The organism is Duganella sp. HH101 (genome assembly GCF_001758795.1).
Classification (GTDB): Bacteria; Pseudomonadota; Gammaproteobacteria; order Burkholderiales; family Burkholderiaceae_D; genus Rugamonas; species Rugamonas rivuli.
Window position 1 is genome coordinate 444,825 of record NZ_LRON01000003.1, and the last position, 16,632, is coordinate 461,456.

The following is a 16,632-nucleotide window of genomic DNA, read 5'->3' on the forward strand; positions in this document are numbered from 1 at the left end:
GCGCTTGCACAACCATTACACGGTACACTGGAAAAACGCTGAATTCAATGAAGAAGTTGAAAAAAGGAAAGAACGCCAACTGACGGCAGGGAGCACGCATGGGACTGAAAAAAGACACAAATTGGACGCTGGTGCCGGGGTCCGAACGTGACATCGAAGCGGTGCGCGAGCGTTGCCGCAAGCTGGTGCGGCGGCGCGCGATGGTGTCGGCCGGCGTGGCGGCGGTGCCGATCCCGGGCCTGGACGTGGTGTCCGACCTGCGCCTGTTCGCGCTGCTGATCGACGACATCAACCAGGAATTCGGCCTGACGGCGCAGCAGATCGAGCGCATGCAGCCGAAGTTCCGGCTGATCGCCTACGAGGCCGCGATCGGCGTCGGCGGCATGCTGGTGGGGAAGCTGGTGACGCGGGAAGTGGTGGTGCAACTGCTGCGGCGCAGCGGCCTGAAGGCGGTGGCGCGCCAGGCCGGCAAGCTGGTGCCGCTGGCCGGACAACTGGCCTCGGCCGGCATCGGCTTCCTGGCGTTCCGCCAGATCGGCTACCAGCATGTGGATGCCTGCGCCAGGGTGGCGCAGGAACTGGTGACGGCCGGCATCGGCCGCCCGGCGTGATTACGCGTCCGGCAGCACCACGTTCACGTCCAGCACCTCCAGGTTGCCCTGGCGGTCCAGCGAGATCTTGATGTCGTCGGCGTTGACCTTGGTGTACTTCGAGATCACCTCGATCAGCTCCTTGTGCAGCGCCGGCAGGAAGTCCGGGCCGCTGCGGCCGTTGCGCTCGCGCGCGATGATGATCTGCAGCCGCTCCTTGGCCGCGGTGGCGGTTTTCGGTTTTTGCGGGAACAGGAAAGAAAGCAGGGCCATGATTACTTGCTCCCGAAAATACGCTGCAGCAGGCCAGGCTTCTCGTAGTTAGTGAAGCGCAACGGCAATTCCTGGCCGAGGAAGCGCGACACCACATCTTCGTAGGCTTCCGCAACATCGGTGCCCTTGAAGTGAATCGCTGGATTGCCCTGGTTCGACGCATGCAGCACCGATTCCGATTCGGGAATGATGCCGATCAGTGGTATGCGCAGGATTTCCTGCACATCTTCGTACGACAGCATTTCGTCCGCTTCCACGCGTTTCGGCGAGTAGCGGGTGATCAGCAGGTGCTCCTTGACCGGCTCGCCGCCGGTCTGGGCGCGGCGCGACTTGGCCTGGATGATGCCGAGGATGCGGTCCGAATCGCGCACCGACGATACTTCCGGGTTGGTGACGATGATGGCTTCGTCGGCGAAGGTCAGCGCCATCAGCGCGCCGTGCTCGATGCCGGCCGGCGAATCGCAGATGATGAATTCGAAGCCCATGTTGATCAGCTCGTGCAGCACGACTTCCACGCCGTCTTCGGACAGCGCATCCTTGTCGCGCGTCTGCGACGCCGGCAGGATGAACAGGTTGTCGCAGTGCTTGTCCTTGATCAGCGCCTGGGTCAGCGACGCCTCTTTGTTGATCACATTGATCAGGTCGTACACCACGCGGCGTTCGCAGCCCATGATCAGGTCGAGGTTGCGCAGGCCGACGTCGAAGTCGATGACGGCGGTTTTATGGCCGCGCATGGCCAGGCCGGTGGAGAAGCTGGCGCTGGAAGTCGTCTTACCGACACCGCCCTTACCGGACGTTACAACAATAATTCTCGCCACAAAAAAGTCCTTTTCAGAGAGTTGCTAGTCAAGCGCGGTTAGCAGAATTGACAGATAGTATATCGATTCGGTCGCCGACCAGGCGGATTTGCGCTGGAGAACGTGCATATTCGGCCGGGAAGCCGTCTTCAAATGTGCGGTAAACGCCGGCAATCGACACTAACTCCGGCGACATCGTCATGGCGAAGATGCGCGCCTCGGCGTTGCCGGAAGCGCCCGCCAGCGCGCGGCCGTTGAGCGTGTTGTACACGTGGATGCTGCCGTCGGCGATGATTTCGGCGCCGTTGTTGACCACGGCGGTGATGATCAGGTCGCAGCCGCGCGCGTAGATGCGCTGGCCGGCGCGCACCGGGGTGTCGATGATCATCACGCCGGCGTTGCCGGGGAAGCCTTCGGCGGCCGGGGCTGCTGGAGCGGGCGCGGCCGGCGCGGCGGCTTTGGCGGGCGCCGGTGCGGCGGCCTCGGCCTCTTCGCGCGGCTTGGTCGCGGTTTCCAGGCTCAGGCCGTGGGCGGCGATCTCGGCGGCCATGGACGGCGGCGCGTTGCGCACGGCGACCGGATTCAGGCGGTATTTTTTCAGCAGGGCGATGATGCCGGCCCAGTCGACCGGGCCGCTGCCGGCCGGCAGCGCGGCGACGTCGATCACGGTCAGGTCGTCTTCGAAGAAGTCGGTGGTGCCGCCGGTCATTTCGGCCAGCGCGGCATCGAGGGCCAGGCGGTCCGCCGTGGACAGGATGGCGGAGACTGCGACTACGGTGGAAATCTTGATTTCTATGGGCTTTTGAAACAGGCTCTTGGACATGGGCGACAGTATTAGAGGGTTAACCTCGCGCGCATGCGCAGGCACGAGCATTTTACTGTGGAAAACGGCGGATGGGGAGGGCTGGCACCGTACTGGGCCAGTAAAAATGCGGCTCCGGGGAACGGAGCCGCCGAGGGACTTAGTAGATCGCGTGTTCGGCGCGCAGCTGGCGGGCGGCGGCCACCATGTTGCGCAGCGCGGTTTCGGTTTCCGGCCAGCCGCGGGTTTTCAGTCCGCAATCCGGGTTGACCCACAGATTGGCCGGCGGGATCACCGCGCTGGCTTTCTGCAACAGCCGCACCATCTCGGCCTGGCCCGGCACGCGCGGCGAGTGGATGTCGTACACGCCGGGACCGATCTCGTTCGGATAGCGGAACTGGCCGAAGCCGTTCAACAGCTCCATGTCCGAGCGGCTGGTCTCGATGGTGATGACGTCGGCGTCCATGGCGGCGATCTGCGGCAGGATGTCGTTGAACTCGGCGTAGCACATATGCGTGTGGATCTGCGTGCCGTCGGCCGCCGCGCTGGCCGACACGCGGAAGGCGCGCGTGGCCCAGTCCAGGTACTCGTCCCAGCGGCTGCGGCGCAGCGGCAAGCCTTCGCGCACGGCCGGCTCGTCGATCTGGATGATGCCGATGCCGGCCTGTTCCAGGTCGGCCACCTCGTCGCGGATCGCCAGCGCGATCTGCAGCGCGGTGCGCGCACGCGGCTGGTCGTCGCGCACGAAGGACCATTGCAGGATGGTGATGGGGCCGGTCAACATGCCCTTCATCGGCTTGCCGGTCAGGCTTTGCGCGTGCACGGTCCAGTCCACCGTCATCGCTTTCGGACGGCTGACATCGCCGTAGATGACGGGCGGCTTGACGCAGCGCGAACCATACGATTGCACCCAGCCCAGCTGCGTGAAGGCGAAGCCGGCCAGCTGCTCGCCGAAGTATTCGACCATGTCGTTGCGCTCGGCTTCGCCGTGGACCAGCACGTCCAGGCCCAGGTCTTCCTGGCGGCGCACGGCGTAGGCGATTTCCTCGCGCATCCTGGTTTCGTAGTCGGCCACGCTCAGTTCGCCGCGCTTGAAGCCGGCGCGGGCGGCGCGGATGGCGGCCGTCTGCGGGAAGGAGCCGATGGTGGTGGTCGGGAAGGCCGGCAGCTGGAAGCGGGCGCGCTGCTCGGCCTGGCGCTGGGCGAACGGCGAGCGGCGGCGGTCGGCGTCGGCGGGCAGGGCGGCGATGCGCTCGCGCACGGCGTCCTGGTGCACGCGCGGGCTGGCGCGGCGGCTGGCGATGGCGGCGCGGGATACGTCCAGCGCGCCCGCGGTGGCTGCATCGTATTCGCCCAGCAGCGCTTGCTTGAGCACGTACAGCTCGTCGAGCTTCTCGGTGGCGAAGGATAGCCATGAGCGGATTTCAGCATCGAGCGCGGTCTCGGCCGCCAGCGTGAACGGCACGTGCAGCAGCGAGCACGAGGCCGACAGCCACAGCTTGCCGCCGCGCTTCTCCACGATCGGCGATAAGGTGGCCAGCGCGGCGTCGAGGTCGGTGCGCCAGATGTTGCGGCCGTCGACGATGCCGACCGACAGCACCTTGTGCACCGGCAGCCAGTCGGCGATGCTGGCCAGTTCGTGCGGCGCGCGCACGCCATCGACATGCAGGCCGGCCACCGGCAGGCGGCAGGCCAGGCTCAGGTTTTCTTCCAGCGGCGAGAAGTAGGTGGCCAGCAGCAGCGGCACGCCGACCTGGTTCAACTGCCAGTAGCTGTTCTCGAAGGCGCTGCGCCATGGCGCCGGCAGGTCGAGGCCGAGGATGGGCTCGTCGATCTGCACCCACTGCACGCCCTGCGTCTTCAAGCGGTCCAGCACCTGGCCGTAGACCGGCAGCAGTTTGTCCAGCAAGCCCAGGCGGTCGAAGCCGCCGTCGGCCTTGGCCTTGCCCAGCCACAGGAAACTCAACGGTCCCAGCAGCACGGCCTTGACCGCGTGGCCCAGCGCCTGCGCCTCGGCCACTTCGTCGAACAGGCGCTCGCAGGCCAGCGAGAAGTCGGTCTCCGGCGTGAACTCCGGCACCAAATAGTGGTAATTGGTGTCAAACCACTTGGTCATTTCCAGCGCGGCCGAGGCGTGCAGATTGCCTTCGCCATGGGCGTCGTGCGCGTGGTCGTGGCCGCAGGCGGCCGGCTCGGCGGGCTTGCCGCCGCTCTTGCCGCGCGCCATCGTGAAGTAGCGGCTCAGCTGCGACTGGCCGTCGCCGAAACCGTAGCGCGCCGGTTCGCAACCGAGCAGCTGGATGTGGTTGGCGACCTGGTCGTAGAAGGCGAAATCGCCGACCGTGACGAAGTCCAGGCCGGCCTGCTGCTGCAAGGCCCAGTGGCGTGCGCGCAAGTCGCGGCCGACGGTTTCCAGTTCGGCTTCCGGCAATTCGCCGCGCCAGTTGGCCTCCAGCGCAAATTTCAGTTCGCGCGCCGCGCCGATGCGCGGAAAGCCCGGAACGTGGCTTTGTATGGCTTTATTCGATGTTGTCATTTTGATGTCATCCGCATTTAATATTGGTGATATAAAGTGTGCGGCAATCCGGTCTATAATCAAAACGAAAGATTTTGCGGCTTCACATGAAAAAATTTAATAGACCATGCTAGAGATACGCCACCTTCGCACCCTGAGTGCCCTACGCTCCGCCGGCAGCCTGGTCCGTGCTGCGCAACTGTTGAACCTGACGCAGTCGGCCTTGTCGCATCAAATCAAATTGCTGGAAGATCGCTACGGCGGGCCGCTTTTTGAGCGAAAATCCGTGCCGATCGGCTTTACCGCCACCGGCGCCCGGCTGCTCAAGCTGGCCGATCTGCTGTTGCCGGAAATCGAGATGGCCGAGCGCGAAGTGGCCCGCCTGACCCAGGGCGATACCGGCCAACTGCGCGTGGCGCTGGAGTGCCATACCTGCTTCGACTGGCTGATGCCGGTCATGGATGAATTCCGCAAGCGCTGGCCGGAAGTGGAAATCGACCTGGTGTCGGGCTTCCACAGCGAGCCGGCCGAGCTGCTGCGCAGCGGCGCCGCCGACCTGGTGATCGGCTCGCCCTACGGCCCGGACTTCGCCACCTTCCCGCTGTTCCGCTTTGAAATCCTGGTGGTGATGGCGCAGAAACACCGGCTGGCCGCCCAGCGCCGCCTGCAAGCGACTGATTTTGAAGGCGAAACGCTGATCACCTACCCGGTGCCGGAAACCCGCATCGACCTGATCCGCGAAGTGCTGCAGCCGGCCGGCGTCCACTTCGAACGCCGCACCGCCGAACTGACGGTGGCCGTGCTGCAATTGGTCGCCAGCCGCCGCGGCATCGCCGCGCTGCCGAACTGGGCGATCAAGAACTATGTCGACTACGACTACGTGATCGCCAAGCCGGTCGGCGAGCAGGGCTTGTGGAGCGACCTGTTCGTCTCCGTGCCGGAAGCGCAGAAGCAAAAAGCCTACGTGCTGGACTTCGTCAATGTGATACGGGAACAGTGCGCCAGTACGCTGGATGGTATCAAATTATTATCGTGACAGATTGACACTATTTCTTCAAAATGATTGAGATGGGTTTGACGCACATCAAGCGTCTCGCCAAAGTCGCCGCTTACGATGGGTGCCCAGTGATTGCAGGCCGCTGGCATGGATGCTGCTAGAGAAACCCTTGCACGAGGGAAGGTTCTCGCGGCGACGCACAATCGAAACCCTGCACGGCCTCATCGCCGGAAGCGTATTATCGAAGTTCGTGTTGTTGCTAAAGTTGTTGCTAAACTAAGCCGGCCGTGGCCGGCGCATTGGAGAGTCTCATGGATGATGTAGTTATCGTGGCCGCTGGCCGTACCGGCGTAGGCAAATTCGGTGGCAGCCTGGCCAAGACCCCGGCTTCCGAGCTGGGCGCGCATGTGATCAAGGGCCTGTTGGCCAAGACCGGCATCGATCCCAACCTGATCAGCGAAGCCATCCTCGGCCAGGTGCTGACCGCCGGCGTCGGCCAGAACCCGGCCCGCCAGGCCGTCATCAAGTCCGGCCTGCCGAACAGCATTCCAGGCTTCACCATCAACCATGTGTGCGGCAGCGGCCTGAAAGCCACCCACCTGGCGGCGCAAGCGATCAAGGCCGGCGACGCCGACATCGTCATCGCCGGCGGCCAGGAAAACATGAGCGCCTCGCCGCACGTGATGAACGGTTCGCGCGACGGCTTCCGCATGGGCGACTTCAAAATGGTCGACTCCATGATCGTCGACGGCCTGTGGGACGCCTACAACCAGTACCACATGGGCACCACCGCCGAGAACGTCGCGAAGAAATACGAGATTTCCCGCACCGAGCAGGACGAGTTCGCGCTGAACTCGCAGCTGAAGGCGGAAGCCGCGCAAAAAGCCGGCAAGTTCAAGGATGAGATCCTGCCGCTGGAAATCGTCCAGAAGAAGGGCAGCATCGTGTTCGACAGCGATGAATACGTCAAACCAGGCTCGACTATCGAAGCGCTGGCCGGCCTGCGCCCGGCCTTCGCCAAGGAAGGTAGCGTGACCGCCGGCAACGCCTCCGGCCTGAACGACGGCGCCGCCGCCGTCATCATGATGTCCGCCACCAAGGCCAAGGAACTGGGCCTGCCGGTGCTGGCCAAGGTCAAGGCCTACGCCTCGTCCGGCCTGGACCCGGCCTTCATGGGCATGGGCCCGGTCTCGGCCACCCGCCTGTGCCTGAAAAAGGCCGGCTGGACCCCGGACGACCTGGACCTGCTGGAAATTAACGAAGCCTTCGCCGCCCAGGCCGTGGCCGTCAACAAGGAAATGGGCTGGGACACCAGCAAGATCAACGTCAACGGCGGGGCCATCGCCATCGGCCACCCGATCGGCGCTTCCGGCGCCCGCATCCTGGTCACGCTGATCCACGAAATGGTGCGCCGCGATGCCAAGAAAGGCCTGGCCTCGCTGTGCATCGGCGGCGGCATGGGCGTGGCGCTGGCCATCGAACGCGCTTAAGCAGCACTCGCAACATTCGCAGCAACAAGCAGTAGCAGTGCCGCGCCGGCTTGCTGACGGCGCGGTGTCAGATGATTTTTGGTGTCAATTAAAGAGGGGACGAAAATGGCAAGAGTTGCATTAGTAACCGGTGGTATGGGTGGCCTGGGCGAAGCAGTGTGTTTCAAACTGTCGGCATTAGGCTATTGCGTCGTCACCACGTATTCCCCTGGCAATCCGAAGGTCGAGCAATGGCTCGCAACTACCCGCGATCAGGGCTTTAATTTCCGCGCTTATCCGTGCGACGTGGCCGACTACGATTCGGCCCAGGCGTGCGTGGCCGCTATCGAAAAAGATATCGGTCCGATTGACGTGCTGGTGAACAACGCCGGCATCACCCGCGACATGACCTTCAAGAAGATGGACAAGCCGAATTGGGACGCCGTCATGGCCACCAATCTGGACTCCGTGTTCAACATGACCAAGCCTGTGTGCGATGGCATGGTGGAACGCGGTTGGGGTCGCATCATCAATATTTCGTCGGTCAACGGCCAGAAGGGCGCCTTCGGCCAGACCAACTATTCGGCCGCCAAGGCCGGCATGCACGGCTTCACCAAGGCGCTGGCGCTGGAAGTGGCGCGCAAGGGCGTGACCGTCAACACCATTTCGCCGGGCTACATCGGCACCAAAATGGTGATGGAGATCCCCCAGGAGGTGCTCGATACCAAGATCATCCCGCAAATTCCGATGGCCCGCCTGGGCAAGCCGGAAGAAGTCGCGGGCCTGGTGGCCTACCTGTCGTCGGACGAAGCGGCTTTCGTCACCGGCGCCAATATCGCCATCAACGGCGGCCAGCACATGTCCTAAGCGGCTAAGCATTCCAGCCCAAGGCCGGGATCGTTCGCGATCCTGGCTTTTTTTTCGTACAATCTGCTATCGATGCCTAAAGGATAGCCATGTTCGACCCGACCTCGCCCCTGTTCCCGCCCGTTCTGCCGTCGCGCCAAGGCATGCTGGCGGTCGACGACCTGCACACCATCTACTGGGAAGAAGTCGGCAATCCGCAAGGCATACCGGTGGTCTTCCTGCACGGCGGCCCGGGCGCCGGCCTGTCGCCGCAGCACCGCCGCTTCTTCGACCCGGACCAGTACCGCGTGATCCTGTTCGACCAGCGCGGCGCCGGCAAGTCGCTGCCGCTGGGCGAATGCCGCGCCAACACTACCCAGTTGCTGGTCGAGGACATCGAGCGCCTGCGCGTCATGTTCGGCATCGAGCAATGGCTGGTGTTCGGCGGCTCCTGGGGCTCGACGCTGGCGCTGGCCTACGGCCAGGCGCATCCCGAGCGCTGCCTGGGCTTCATCCTGCGCGGCATTTTCCTGTGCACGCAGGCGGAGGTGGACTGGTTCCTGCACGGCGCCCAGTGGTTCCACCCCGAGGTGCACGCCGAATTCGTCGCCCAGATCCCGGAGGCGGAGCGCGGCAACCTGCTGCAAGCCTATGTGAACCGCATCATGAGCGACGACCCGGCGATCCACTGGCCGGCGGTGCGCGCCTGGAGCCGTTTCGAAGGCCGCCGCGTGTTCCTGATGCCGCAGGCCGAAGATCCGCCGTCCGACACGCTGGACCTGGGCGTGGGCCGGCTGGAATCGCACTACATGGCCAACCTGGGCTTCTTCGGCGAGGACCAGCTGCTGCGCAATATGGACCGCATCGCCCACCTGCCGGCGGTGATCGTGCAGGGCCGCTACGACGTCATCTGCCCGCCGGTATCGGCCTGGCGCCTGCACCAGGCCTGGCCCGGATCGGTGATGAACATGGTGCCCGACGCAGGCCACGGCGCCATGGAAAAAGGCATTTCGCGGGCGCTGGTGGGAGCCACCGAGCAGTTCAAGCGCAGCCGCGGGTTTGCCTGACGCCGGGTGTAAGCCGTCCGGAATCGGCCCGCATGGCGCGCGGGCTGATACACTATCGATAATTCCAGCTTCCACGCATCCATGAATATACAAGTCGGCGACATCGGCCATATCATCCAGCTGGCGATCGCGCCGGTGTTCCTGTTGACGGGCGTATGCACCAACCTGATGGTGCTGACCAACCGCCTGGCGCGCATCATCGACCGTTCGCGGGTGCTGGAGGACAGGCTCGATATCGGCTATAGCGACGTCTACCTGAACGAACTCGATGTGCTCTACCGAAGATCGCACCTGATCAACGCCTCGATCACGCTGTCGACCGCCTGCGGGCTGCTGATTTGCCTGGTGATTGCGATGCTGTTCCTGGGCGATATCACCAACATCTCGTTGGACAAGTACATCGCGGGCATGTTCGTGGTGGCGATGCTGGCCCTGATCGGCAGTTTCGTCTACCTGCTGCGGGAGATTTTCATCGCTTCGGCGGCGATGCGTTCGCACCGCCATGTGCGCCGCCCGCTCAAATAACTTTGTAAAGAATAGAGTACCAACATGCACGATTACCAACGCCCTCCGACCCTGTATCGCTACGGCGTGCGCGAAGACCTGGAACTGGCGCTGACCCAGGGCCAGTTCATCCTGACCCCGGCCAACAGCTGCCTGACGCTGAGCCTCTCCAAGGTATGGGACCGCAAGCTCTTCGAGCTGTTTTCGTCCGACAGCTGCCTGGTCATCCACAACACCGAGGAATTCGGCGAGCGGCTGCACCGCGCCGTGCAGCGCACCCTGCCTAGCTGGGCGGGCATCGACGGCGCCGTCGAATACGGCACCCGCGCGGCCCTGGGCGTGGCCTTCACCAAGACGGCCGCCGAAGCGCAGGAGCAGGAATGGCAGTTCGCCTGGCGCGCGATGCAGGCCAAGCTCAGTCTCAATCCGGTGCTGGTGAAGATCGGCAGCCTGGAAAACTTCGCCGAACTGCGCGACCGCGACACTTACCTCGCTTAGGCTTACCCCGCACCGCCAAGCGGGGTCCGACCCCTATGCGGCGCAGCAGGCGTATTACGCGGGCATGCGGGTTATTTAGCGTCTTCGCGGCGGTCGAGGCGCGCCAGCACGGCGCTCATCATGCGCTCGATATCGCCGCGTATCATCTTGGCGCCGAGGATGCCGGGCACGTAGAAGTTCGGTATCAGCTTGCCGCTGTAGACCACCTTGGTGCCGCCGGTTTCGGGCACCGGTATCAATTCCCAATGCGATTCGTAGTGCTTCATGTCGCCGGAGATCAGCGAAATGTCGATCGACGACATCGGCTGCTCGGTCGCGCGCACGATCAGGTGGATGGATTTGGTCATGAACAGGAAGCGCGCCACGCCGAATTGTTCGACGATGACCTCATTGCCGTTGCGGGACAAGACCTTGCACGACTCCATGTCGGGCACGAATTCGGCCATGCGTTCATAGCCCGTCAGGATGCGCCATACCTTCGGCAGTGGCGCCGCCACCGTGCCGGTGGCGTCCACTTCGTACATATGCAGCGCATCGAGTTCAACCCGGTTGACCGACACCTCCAGCTTGGGCAATTCAAGCTTAGGTGCCTGCGCCATCACCGGGGCCGCTACACCTAACAACAAAAACAGAAGGAATCGCATCATCTTTCCAGCGTAAGGGAAAGGGTGGCAGAATACAAGAGCGCTACCGCACCGACCGCTCATTTCGGGAGGCGGGCGCCGGGACTTTAGAAGCCCAGGTCTAGAGAATTGAGTTTTAATGCGGGCATCAACATGCCCGACCCAACGTCTGACTCTAAGAACCATAATGACAACTTCACCATACCCACACCTGCTGGCCCCACTCGATCTTGGCTTCACGACGCTGCGCAACCGCGTCGTCATGGGTTCCATGCACACCGGTCTTGAGGACCGCTTCTACAACTATGGAAAACTGGCGGCATTCTATCGCGAGCGCGCACGCGGCGGGGTGGGATTGATCGTCACCGGCGGCATCTCTCCCAACCGCTCCGGGTGGCTGCTCCCCTTTGGAGGTACGCTCAACTTCAAGGGCGACGTGATCAACCACCGGCGCGTCACCAGCGCGGTGCACGAGGAGGGCGGCAAGATCCTGATGCAGATCCTGCACGCTGGCCGCTACGGCTACCAGCCGTTCGTGGTGTCGGCGTCGGAGAAGAAATCGCCGATCTCGCCGTTCAAGCCGCGCGCGCTGACCGAGGCCGGCATCGAAGCGACCATCCGCGACTACGCCCGCTGCGCCAAACTGGCGCGCGACGCCGGCTACGACGGCGTCGAGGTGATGGGCAGCGAAGGCTATCTGCTCAACCAGTTCCTGTGCGCCCGCACCAACCTGCGCACCGACCGCTGGGGCGGCAGCATCGAGAACCGCATGCGTCTCTCGGTGGAAATCGTCAAGCGCATCCGCGCCGAAGTGGGCAACGACTTCATCATCATGTACCGCCACTCGCTGCTGGACCTGGTCGACGGCGGCAATACCTGGGACGACGTGGTGGCGGTGGCCAAGGCCCTGCAGTACGCCGGCGCCACCATCCTCAACACCGGCTACGGCTGGCACGAGGCGCGGGTGCCGACCATCGTCACCTCGGTGCCGCGCGGCGCCTTCGCCAGCCTGGCGGGACGCCTGCGCCGCGAAGTGACGATACCGGTGGTGGCCTCCAACCGCATCAACATGCCGGCCGAAGCGGAAGGCATCCTGCAGCGCGGCGACGCCGACATGATTTCGATGGCGCGTCCCTTCCTGGCCGACTCGCACTTCGTCATCAAGGCCGCGCAAGGCCGCACCGACGAAATCAACACCTGCATCGGCTGCAACCAGGCCTGCCTGGACCACACCTTCTCCAACAAGCGCGCCAGCTGCCTGGTGAATCCGCGCGCCTGCCACGAGACGGAGCTGGTCTACGCCCCGGCCGCGAAGAAGCGCCGCGTGGCGGTGGTCGGCGCCGGGCCTGCCGGTTTGTCGGCGGCCACGGTGGCGGCGGAATGCGGCCATGACGTCACCCTGTTCGATTCCAGCGACAGCGTCGGCGGCCAGTTCAAGATCGCCATGCAGATCCCGGGCAAGGAGGAATTCGCCGAGACCATCCGCTACTTCCGCCGCAAGCTGGAACTGACCGGCGTCGCCGTCAAGCTGGGCGTGCGCGTCACGCGCGAGCAGCTGATCGCCGAGGGCTACGACGACGTGGTGGTCGCCACCGGCATCAAGGTGCGCCGTCCGCCGATCGAAGGCATCAACCATCCGAAGGTGCTGTCGTATATCGACGTCCTGCAGAACAAGGCGCCGGTGGGCAAGCGCGTGGCCATCATCGGCGCGGGCGGCATCGGCTTCGACGTCGGCGAATACCTGCTGCACGATCCCAAGCATCCGCTGCCGCTGGCGCTGGATGTCTGGGCCAAGGAATGGGGCGTGGACATGAAGGGCGACACGCCGGGCGGCCTGACGACGGTGGCGACGCCGGAGCCGGTGCGCCAGCTGTACCTGTTGCAGCGCAAGACCTCCAAGCTGGGCGCGGGCCTGGGCAAGACCTCGGGCTGGGTGCACCGCGCGGTCCTGGCGCGCAACGGCGTGGTGATGCTGGCCGGCGTGCAGTACGACCGCATCGACGACCATGGCCTGCACGTGACCATCGCCGGCGAGCAGCGCCTGCTGTCGGTGGATAACGTGGTGGTCTGCGCGGGCCAGGACAGCCTGACCGAGTTGATGCCGTCGGAAGAGGAGGTCAAGGCCAACGCAGCCTGGCCGCGCTTCCACAAGATCGGCGGCGCCGCGCTGGCGGCGGAGCTGGACGCCAAGCGCGCCATCAAGGAAGGCGCGGAGCTGGCGGTCAGCCTGTAACTACAGCCGCTTCAACGCGGCGTCGATGTCCACCGAGTACTGCTCGGCGGGCAGGCTGACGGTGGCGGCGTCGCATGCGATATCGACGCTGCCGCCATCCTCCAGCCCCAATCTGGCCTGGCGCTTCGCGCTACAGGCCTCGATCACCGCCCGCGCCGCTGTCTGATCCGAGAACAGCGGACGGCCTTCCGCACCGACCACGCCCATGCCGGGCCGCAGCGCCTTGCAGGCCGGGCCTGCGGCGATGCGCGCGGCCGTCGGCTCGTTGTAGATGCTGACGGCGCCGCCGCAATCGGCGCGCATCAGTTGCTCCACCAGTTTATGCGCGACCACCGCGGTGGTCGCCGCGCTCCATTTTTCCGCAGGCTTGAACAATGCCCCCGGCGTGCGCGCGTAGGCCGCCACGACTTCCGCCAGCGGCTCCTTGCCCGCCACGCGCGACAGCCAGCGCGGCTGGCAGCCGGCGGCCGCGCCGCACTCCAGGGCCTGCGCGAAGTCGGTCTTGCCGGTGCGCTGCGCCGCGCCGTAGTAGTCGCGCAGCATCAGCATCGCCGGCCGGTCGTTGGCGCGGCTGGCGAGGCCGATGACGTGGAAGGTCAGTCCGCAGACATAGGGCGTTGGCCACTGCTGGCGATTGGCGGTCTGCCGCCAGTTCGCGCCGCCGACGGCGGCCAGGCAGCCGTTGACGGCCTTTTCCAGTTCGTCCTTCAGCGCTTCGCGGTCTTGCCAGCCCAGCGCAGCGCTGGTGCGCCAGCTGAGGAAGTCGGCGCCGCCTTCGCTGATCATCGGCTGGTCATCCTTCCATGCGTCCTTCCAGCCGGACGGTTGCAGCAGGTGGCTCACTTCATGCGCGAGGTAGCTGCGCAGCGCCGGCTGCGTGCGGGCCGGCGTGGCCGCCGAAATGGTCAGCCGCATCGTGTTGCGGTTGGCGACGTCGCCGCGCCAGCCGTTCGCATCCGGCGACTTCACCGCGATGATGTAGGGGACGGGGAAGTCGATGTCCGGCAGCGCCTTGGACAGGTAGGCGGTGGCGTCGACTATGGTCCCCTCAAGGAAGCGCACGTCGGCCGCCGGCAGGCTTGGGTCCACGTGTATCTTGGCGGCGCGGCCTTGCGGCAGCGGCTCAAGCAGTAAAGCCACCGGCGTGTAATGCGCCTGGGGCGCGGTGGACGGCAGCGCGGCCTCGCCATCGGAAGGCACGCCATCCACCACGACCGCGCCTCCGGGCGCGCTGAATTTCCAGTCCACGGCGCCGCAGGAAGCGGGACTGACGGCGTAGGCGCTGGTATGCGCGTAAAAGCCCTGGCCGATCGGATAGGCCCATGGATAAACGCGGTCGAGGTTGCGCGTGGCGGCCGGAACGCGGAAGCGCAGGCTGGTGCAGGAGGCGGCCTTGCGGCGGACCTGCCGGCTGTCGACCTCTGCGCAGTCGTCGAGCGCGGTCCAGTCGCGGCGGATGTCGCTGGCGGCTGGCGGAGCGATGCCGGGGTTGGAGAAATTGAGCGCATCGCATGTCGCGGGGATATCGTAGCGCAGTTCCAGGCTGGCGCTGTCGGTGGCGCTCAGCGTGGCGGTGACGGACTGCGCGACCGCCGGCCCTGCCAACAGCAGGACCAATAAACTACTTTTCAATACTGCTACTCCTGAAGTTGATTCACCATGCGAGCGCCTGCCTGGTCGAACGCCTAGTGACCATGGTGGCCTGCGCTCTTCGCCAGGTTGGCCAGCACGAATTCCGTCATGCCCTTGGCCAGTTCCTGCTCGCCGATGAAGACTTCGCCCGCGCGTTCGCCGCGCAGCAGTTCCGCTTCTTCGTCGCTGTGGGTGCGCACCACGGTTTTGATGTTGGGGTTGAGCGCGCGCGCGGTTTCGATCATGGTCCGCACGTGGAAGGTGTCCGGCGTGGCGATCACCAGCATCGAGGCGCGCGCGATGTGGGCCTGGATCAGCACCGCCGGCTCGCCCGCGTTGCCGGCCACCGCGTGCGCGCCTTCCTTGCGCAGTTGGTCCACCAGCTCGCGGTTCTGTTCCGCCACCACGAAGGGGATGCCGCGTTCGGTCAGCGCGGCGGCGATGCGCCGTCCCACGCGGCCATAACCGACCAGCACTACCTGGCCGGCCAGATGCTCTTGCGGCACGGACGTCGGCAGCTCGGCCAGCGGATCGGCGGTGCGTTCGAACCTGGCCGCCAGCGACGCGTTCCGTCCCAGCCAGCGTTCCAGCGGCTTGGTGACGCGGAACACCACCGGGTTGAGCGCGATGGAGATGATCGCACCGGCCAGTATCAGGCTTTGGCCTTCGGCGGGCATCAGGCCCAGGGACAGGCCCAGCGCCGCCAGTATGAAGGAGAACTCGCCGATCTGCGCCAGGCTGGCCGACACCATCAGCGCGGTCTTGGCCGGGTAGCGCAGCAGCAGCACCAGCAGGAAGGCCGCCACCGATTTGCCGACCACGATGATCGCGACCACCGCCAGCAGCTTGAGCGGCTGCTCGACCAGTATCGCCGGCTCGAACAGCATGCCGACCGAGACGAAGAACAGCACCGCGAACGCATCGCGCAGCGGCAGCGATTCCTCGGCGGCGCGGTGCGCCAGTTCGGATTCGCGCAGCACCATGCCGGCGAAGAAGGCGCCCAGCGCGAACGACACGCCGAAGTAATGGGTGGATGCGTAGGCGATGCCGACGGCGGCGGCGATCACGCACAGCGTGAACAGCTCGCGCGAGCCGGTGCGCGCCACCTGCCATAAAATCCACGGGAACAGCTTGCGGCCGACCACCAGCATCAGCGCGATGAAGGCGCCGACCTGGCCCAGCGTGATGGCCAGCGTGGTCCACAGGTTCGCTTCGCCCATGGCCGTGACGCCGTGGCTTTCGCTGTGCGCGCCGCCCAGCGAACCTGCCAGCGCAGGCAGCAGTACCAGCACCAGCACCGTCACCAGGTCTTCCACCACCAGCCAGCCGACCGCGATGCGGCCGTTGAAGCTGTCGAGAATTCCGCGCTCCTCCAGCGCCCGCAACAGCACCACGGTGCTGGCCACCGACAGCGCCAGGCCGAATACCAGCCCGCCGCCCATGCTCCAGCCCCAGAAGTGCGCCAGCGCCATACCCAGCGCGGTGGCGACCGCGATCTGCAGCACCGCGCCCGGCAGCGCGACGCGCCGCACTGCCCACAAATCGTCGAGGGAAAAATGCAGGCCGACGCCGAACATCATCAGCATCACGCCGATTTCGGCCAGCTGCCCGGCCAGCGCCGTATCGGCCACGAAGCCCGGCGTGGCGGGGCCGATGATGATGCCCGCAGCCAGATAGCCCACCAGCGCCGGCAGTTTAAGGCGCGTTGCGACATAGCCGAACAAAAGGCCGAAGCCCAGTGCGGCCGCGATGGTGGTGATCAGGCTGATATTGTGGGGCATGCGTG

General features: G+C 65.1%; 15 protein-coding genes. 8 read left to right on the top strand and 7 right to left on the bottom strand.

The annotated features are described in order from the left end of the window. Positions 1 to 98: 98 nt before the first annotated feature. Positions 99 to 611 (top strand): hypothetical protein, encoded by a 513-nt coding sequence (locus tag DUGA2_RS07190; protein ID WP_070268230.1) that lies wholly within the window; start codon positions 99 to 101, stop codon positions 609 to 611. Here DUGA2_RS07190 and minE read toward each other — a convergent pair whose 3' ends face one another. The 4 genes from minE to metE all read right to left on the bottom strand — a co-directional run bounded on the left by minE (position 612) and on the right by metE (position 4,998). Next, positions 612 to 863, bottom strand: coding sequence for a cell division topological specificity factor MinE (gene minE / locus DUGA2_RS07195; protein ID WP_008443622.1), 252 nt, complete (start codon positions 861 to 863; stop codon positions 612 to 614). A 2-nt stretch (positions 864 to 865) separates the two neighbouring features. Beyond that, positions 866 to 1,681 (bottom strand): septum site-determining protein MinD, encoded by an 816-nt coding sequence (minD, locus tag DUGA2_RS07200; protein ID WP_026334797.1) that lies wholly within the window; start codon positions 1,679 to 1,681, stop codon positions 866 to 868. Between the two features lie 28 nt (positions 1,682 to 1,709). Then, positions 1,710 to 2,483, bottom strand: a complete 774-nt coding sequence (minC, locus tag DUGA2_RS07205; protein ID WP_070268232.1) for a septum site-determining protein MinC — start codon at positions 2,481 to 2,483, stop codon at positions 1,710 to 1,712. 139 nt (positions 2,484 to 2,622) lie between these two features. Beyond that, positions 2,623 to 4,998 carry a 5-methyltetrahydropteroyltriglutamate--homocysteine S-methyltransferase gene (metE, locus tag DUGA2_RS07210; protein ID WP_070268235.1) on the bottom strand — a complete coding sequence of 792 codons (2,376 nt, stop codon included), beginning with the start codon at positions 4,996 to 4,998 and terminating at the stop codon, positions 2,623 to 2,625. A 106-nt stretch (positions 4,999 to 5,104) separates the two neighbouring features. Here metE and DUGA2_RS07215 point away from each other — a divergent pair, with 106 nt between their 5' ends. The 6 genes from DUGA2_RS07215 to DUGA2_RS07240 all read left to right on the top strand — a co-directional run bounded on the left by DUGA2_RS07215 (position 5,105) and on the right by DUGA2_RS07240 (position 10,358). Beyond that, positions 5,105 to 6,013, top strand: a complete 909-nt coding sequence (locus tag DUGA2_RS07215; RefSeq protein WP_070268236.1) for a LysR family transcriptional regulator — start codon at positions 5,105 to 5,107, stop codon at positions 6,011 to 6,013. Between the two features lie 272 nt (positions 6,014 to 6,285). Then, positions 6,286 to 7,464: an acetyl-CoA C-acetyltransferase gene (locus DUGA2_RS07220; protein WP_070268237.1), complete on the top strand. Its 1,179-nt coding sequence runs from the start codon at positions 6,286 to 6,288 to the stop codon at positions 7,462 to 7,464. Positions 7,465 to 7,569: 105 nt separating this feature from the next. Beyond that, on the top strand, positions 7,570 to 8,310 hold the full coding sequence (phbB, locus tag DUGA2_RS07225; RefSeq protein WP_008443632.1) for an acetoacetyl-CoA reductase: 741 nt from the start codon (positions 7,570 to 7,572) through the stop codon (positions 8,308 to 8,310). A gap of 89 nt (positions 8,311 to 8,399) precedes the next feature. Then, entirely contained in the window at positions 8,400 to 9,356 is a 957-nt protein-coding gene (gene pip / locus DUGA2_RS07230) for a prolyl aminopeptidase (RefSeq protein WP_070268238.1), read from the top strand. 81 nt (positions 9,357 to 9,437) lie between these two features. Further along, complete coding sequence (locus tag DUGA2_RS07235) at positions 9,438 to 9,881, top strand: DUF2721 domain-containing protein (RefSeq protein WP_070268240.1); 444 nt, start codon at positions 9,438 to 9,440, stop codon at positions 9,879 to 9,881. A gap of 24 nt (positions 9,882 to 9,905) precedes the next feature. Continuing rightward, positions 9,906 to 10,358, top strand: a complete 453-nt coding sequence (locus tag DUGA2_RS07240) for a hypothetical protein (protein ID WP_008443635.1) — start codon at positions 9,906 to 9,908, stop codon at positions 10,356 to 10,358. A gap of 71 nt (positions 10,359 to 10,429) precedes the next feature. On the opposite strand, the gene DUGA2_RS07245 is transcribed toward DUGA2_RS07240, so the two are convergent. Beyond that, the gene (locus DUGA2_RS07245; RefSeq protein ID WP_229214618.1) at positions 10,430 to 10,957 is read right to left on the bottom strand and encodes an SRPBCC family protein; all 528 of its coding nucleotides are present in this window, start codon (positions 10,955 to 10,957) and stop codon (positions 10,430 to 10,432) included. Positions 10,958 to 11,168: 211 nt separating this feature from the next. On the opposite strand from DUGA2_RS07245, the gene DUGA2_RS07250 reads away from it, so the two are divergent. Continuing rightward, positions 11,169 to 13,214, top strand: coding sequence for an NADPH-dependent 2,4-dienoyl-CoA reductase (locus tag DUGA2_RS07250; RefSeq protein WP_070268242.1), 2,046 nt, complete (start codon positions 11,169 to 11,171; stop codon positions 13,212 to 13,214). On the opposite strand, the gene DUGA2_RS07255 is transcribed toward DUGA2_RS07250, so the two are convergent. Next, the gene (locus DUGA2_RS07255; protein ID WP_141753208.1) at positions 13,215 to 14,846 is read right to left on the bottom strand and encodes a hypothetical protein; all 1,632 of its coding nucleotides are present in this window, start codon (positions 14,844 to 14,846) and stop codon (positions 13,215 to 13,217) included. It lies immediately after the preceding gene. Positions 14,847 to 14,899: 53 nt separating this feature from the next. Next, positions 14,900 to 16,627: a YbaL family putative K(+) efflux transporter gene (gene ybaL / locus DUGA2_RS07260; protein WP_070268246.1), complete on the bottom strand. Its 1,728-nt coding sequence runs from the start codon at positions 16,625 to 16,627 to the stop codon at positions 14,900 to 14,902. Positions 16,628 to 16,632: the final 5 nt, after the last annotated feature.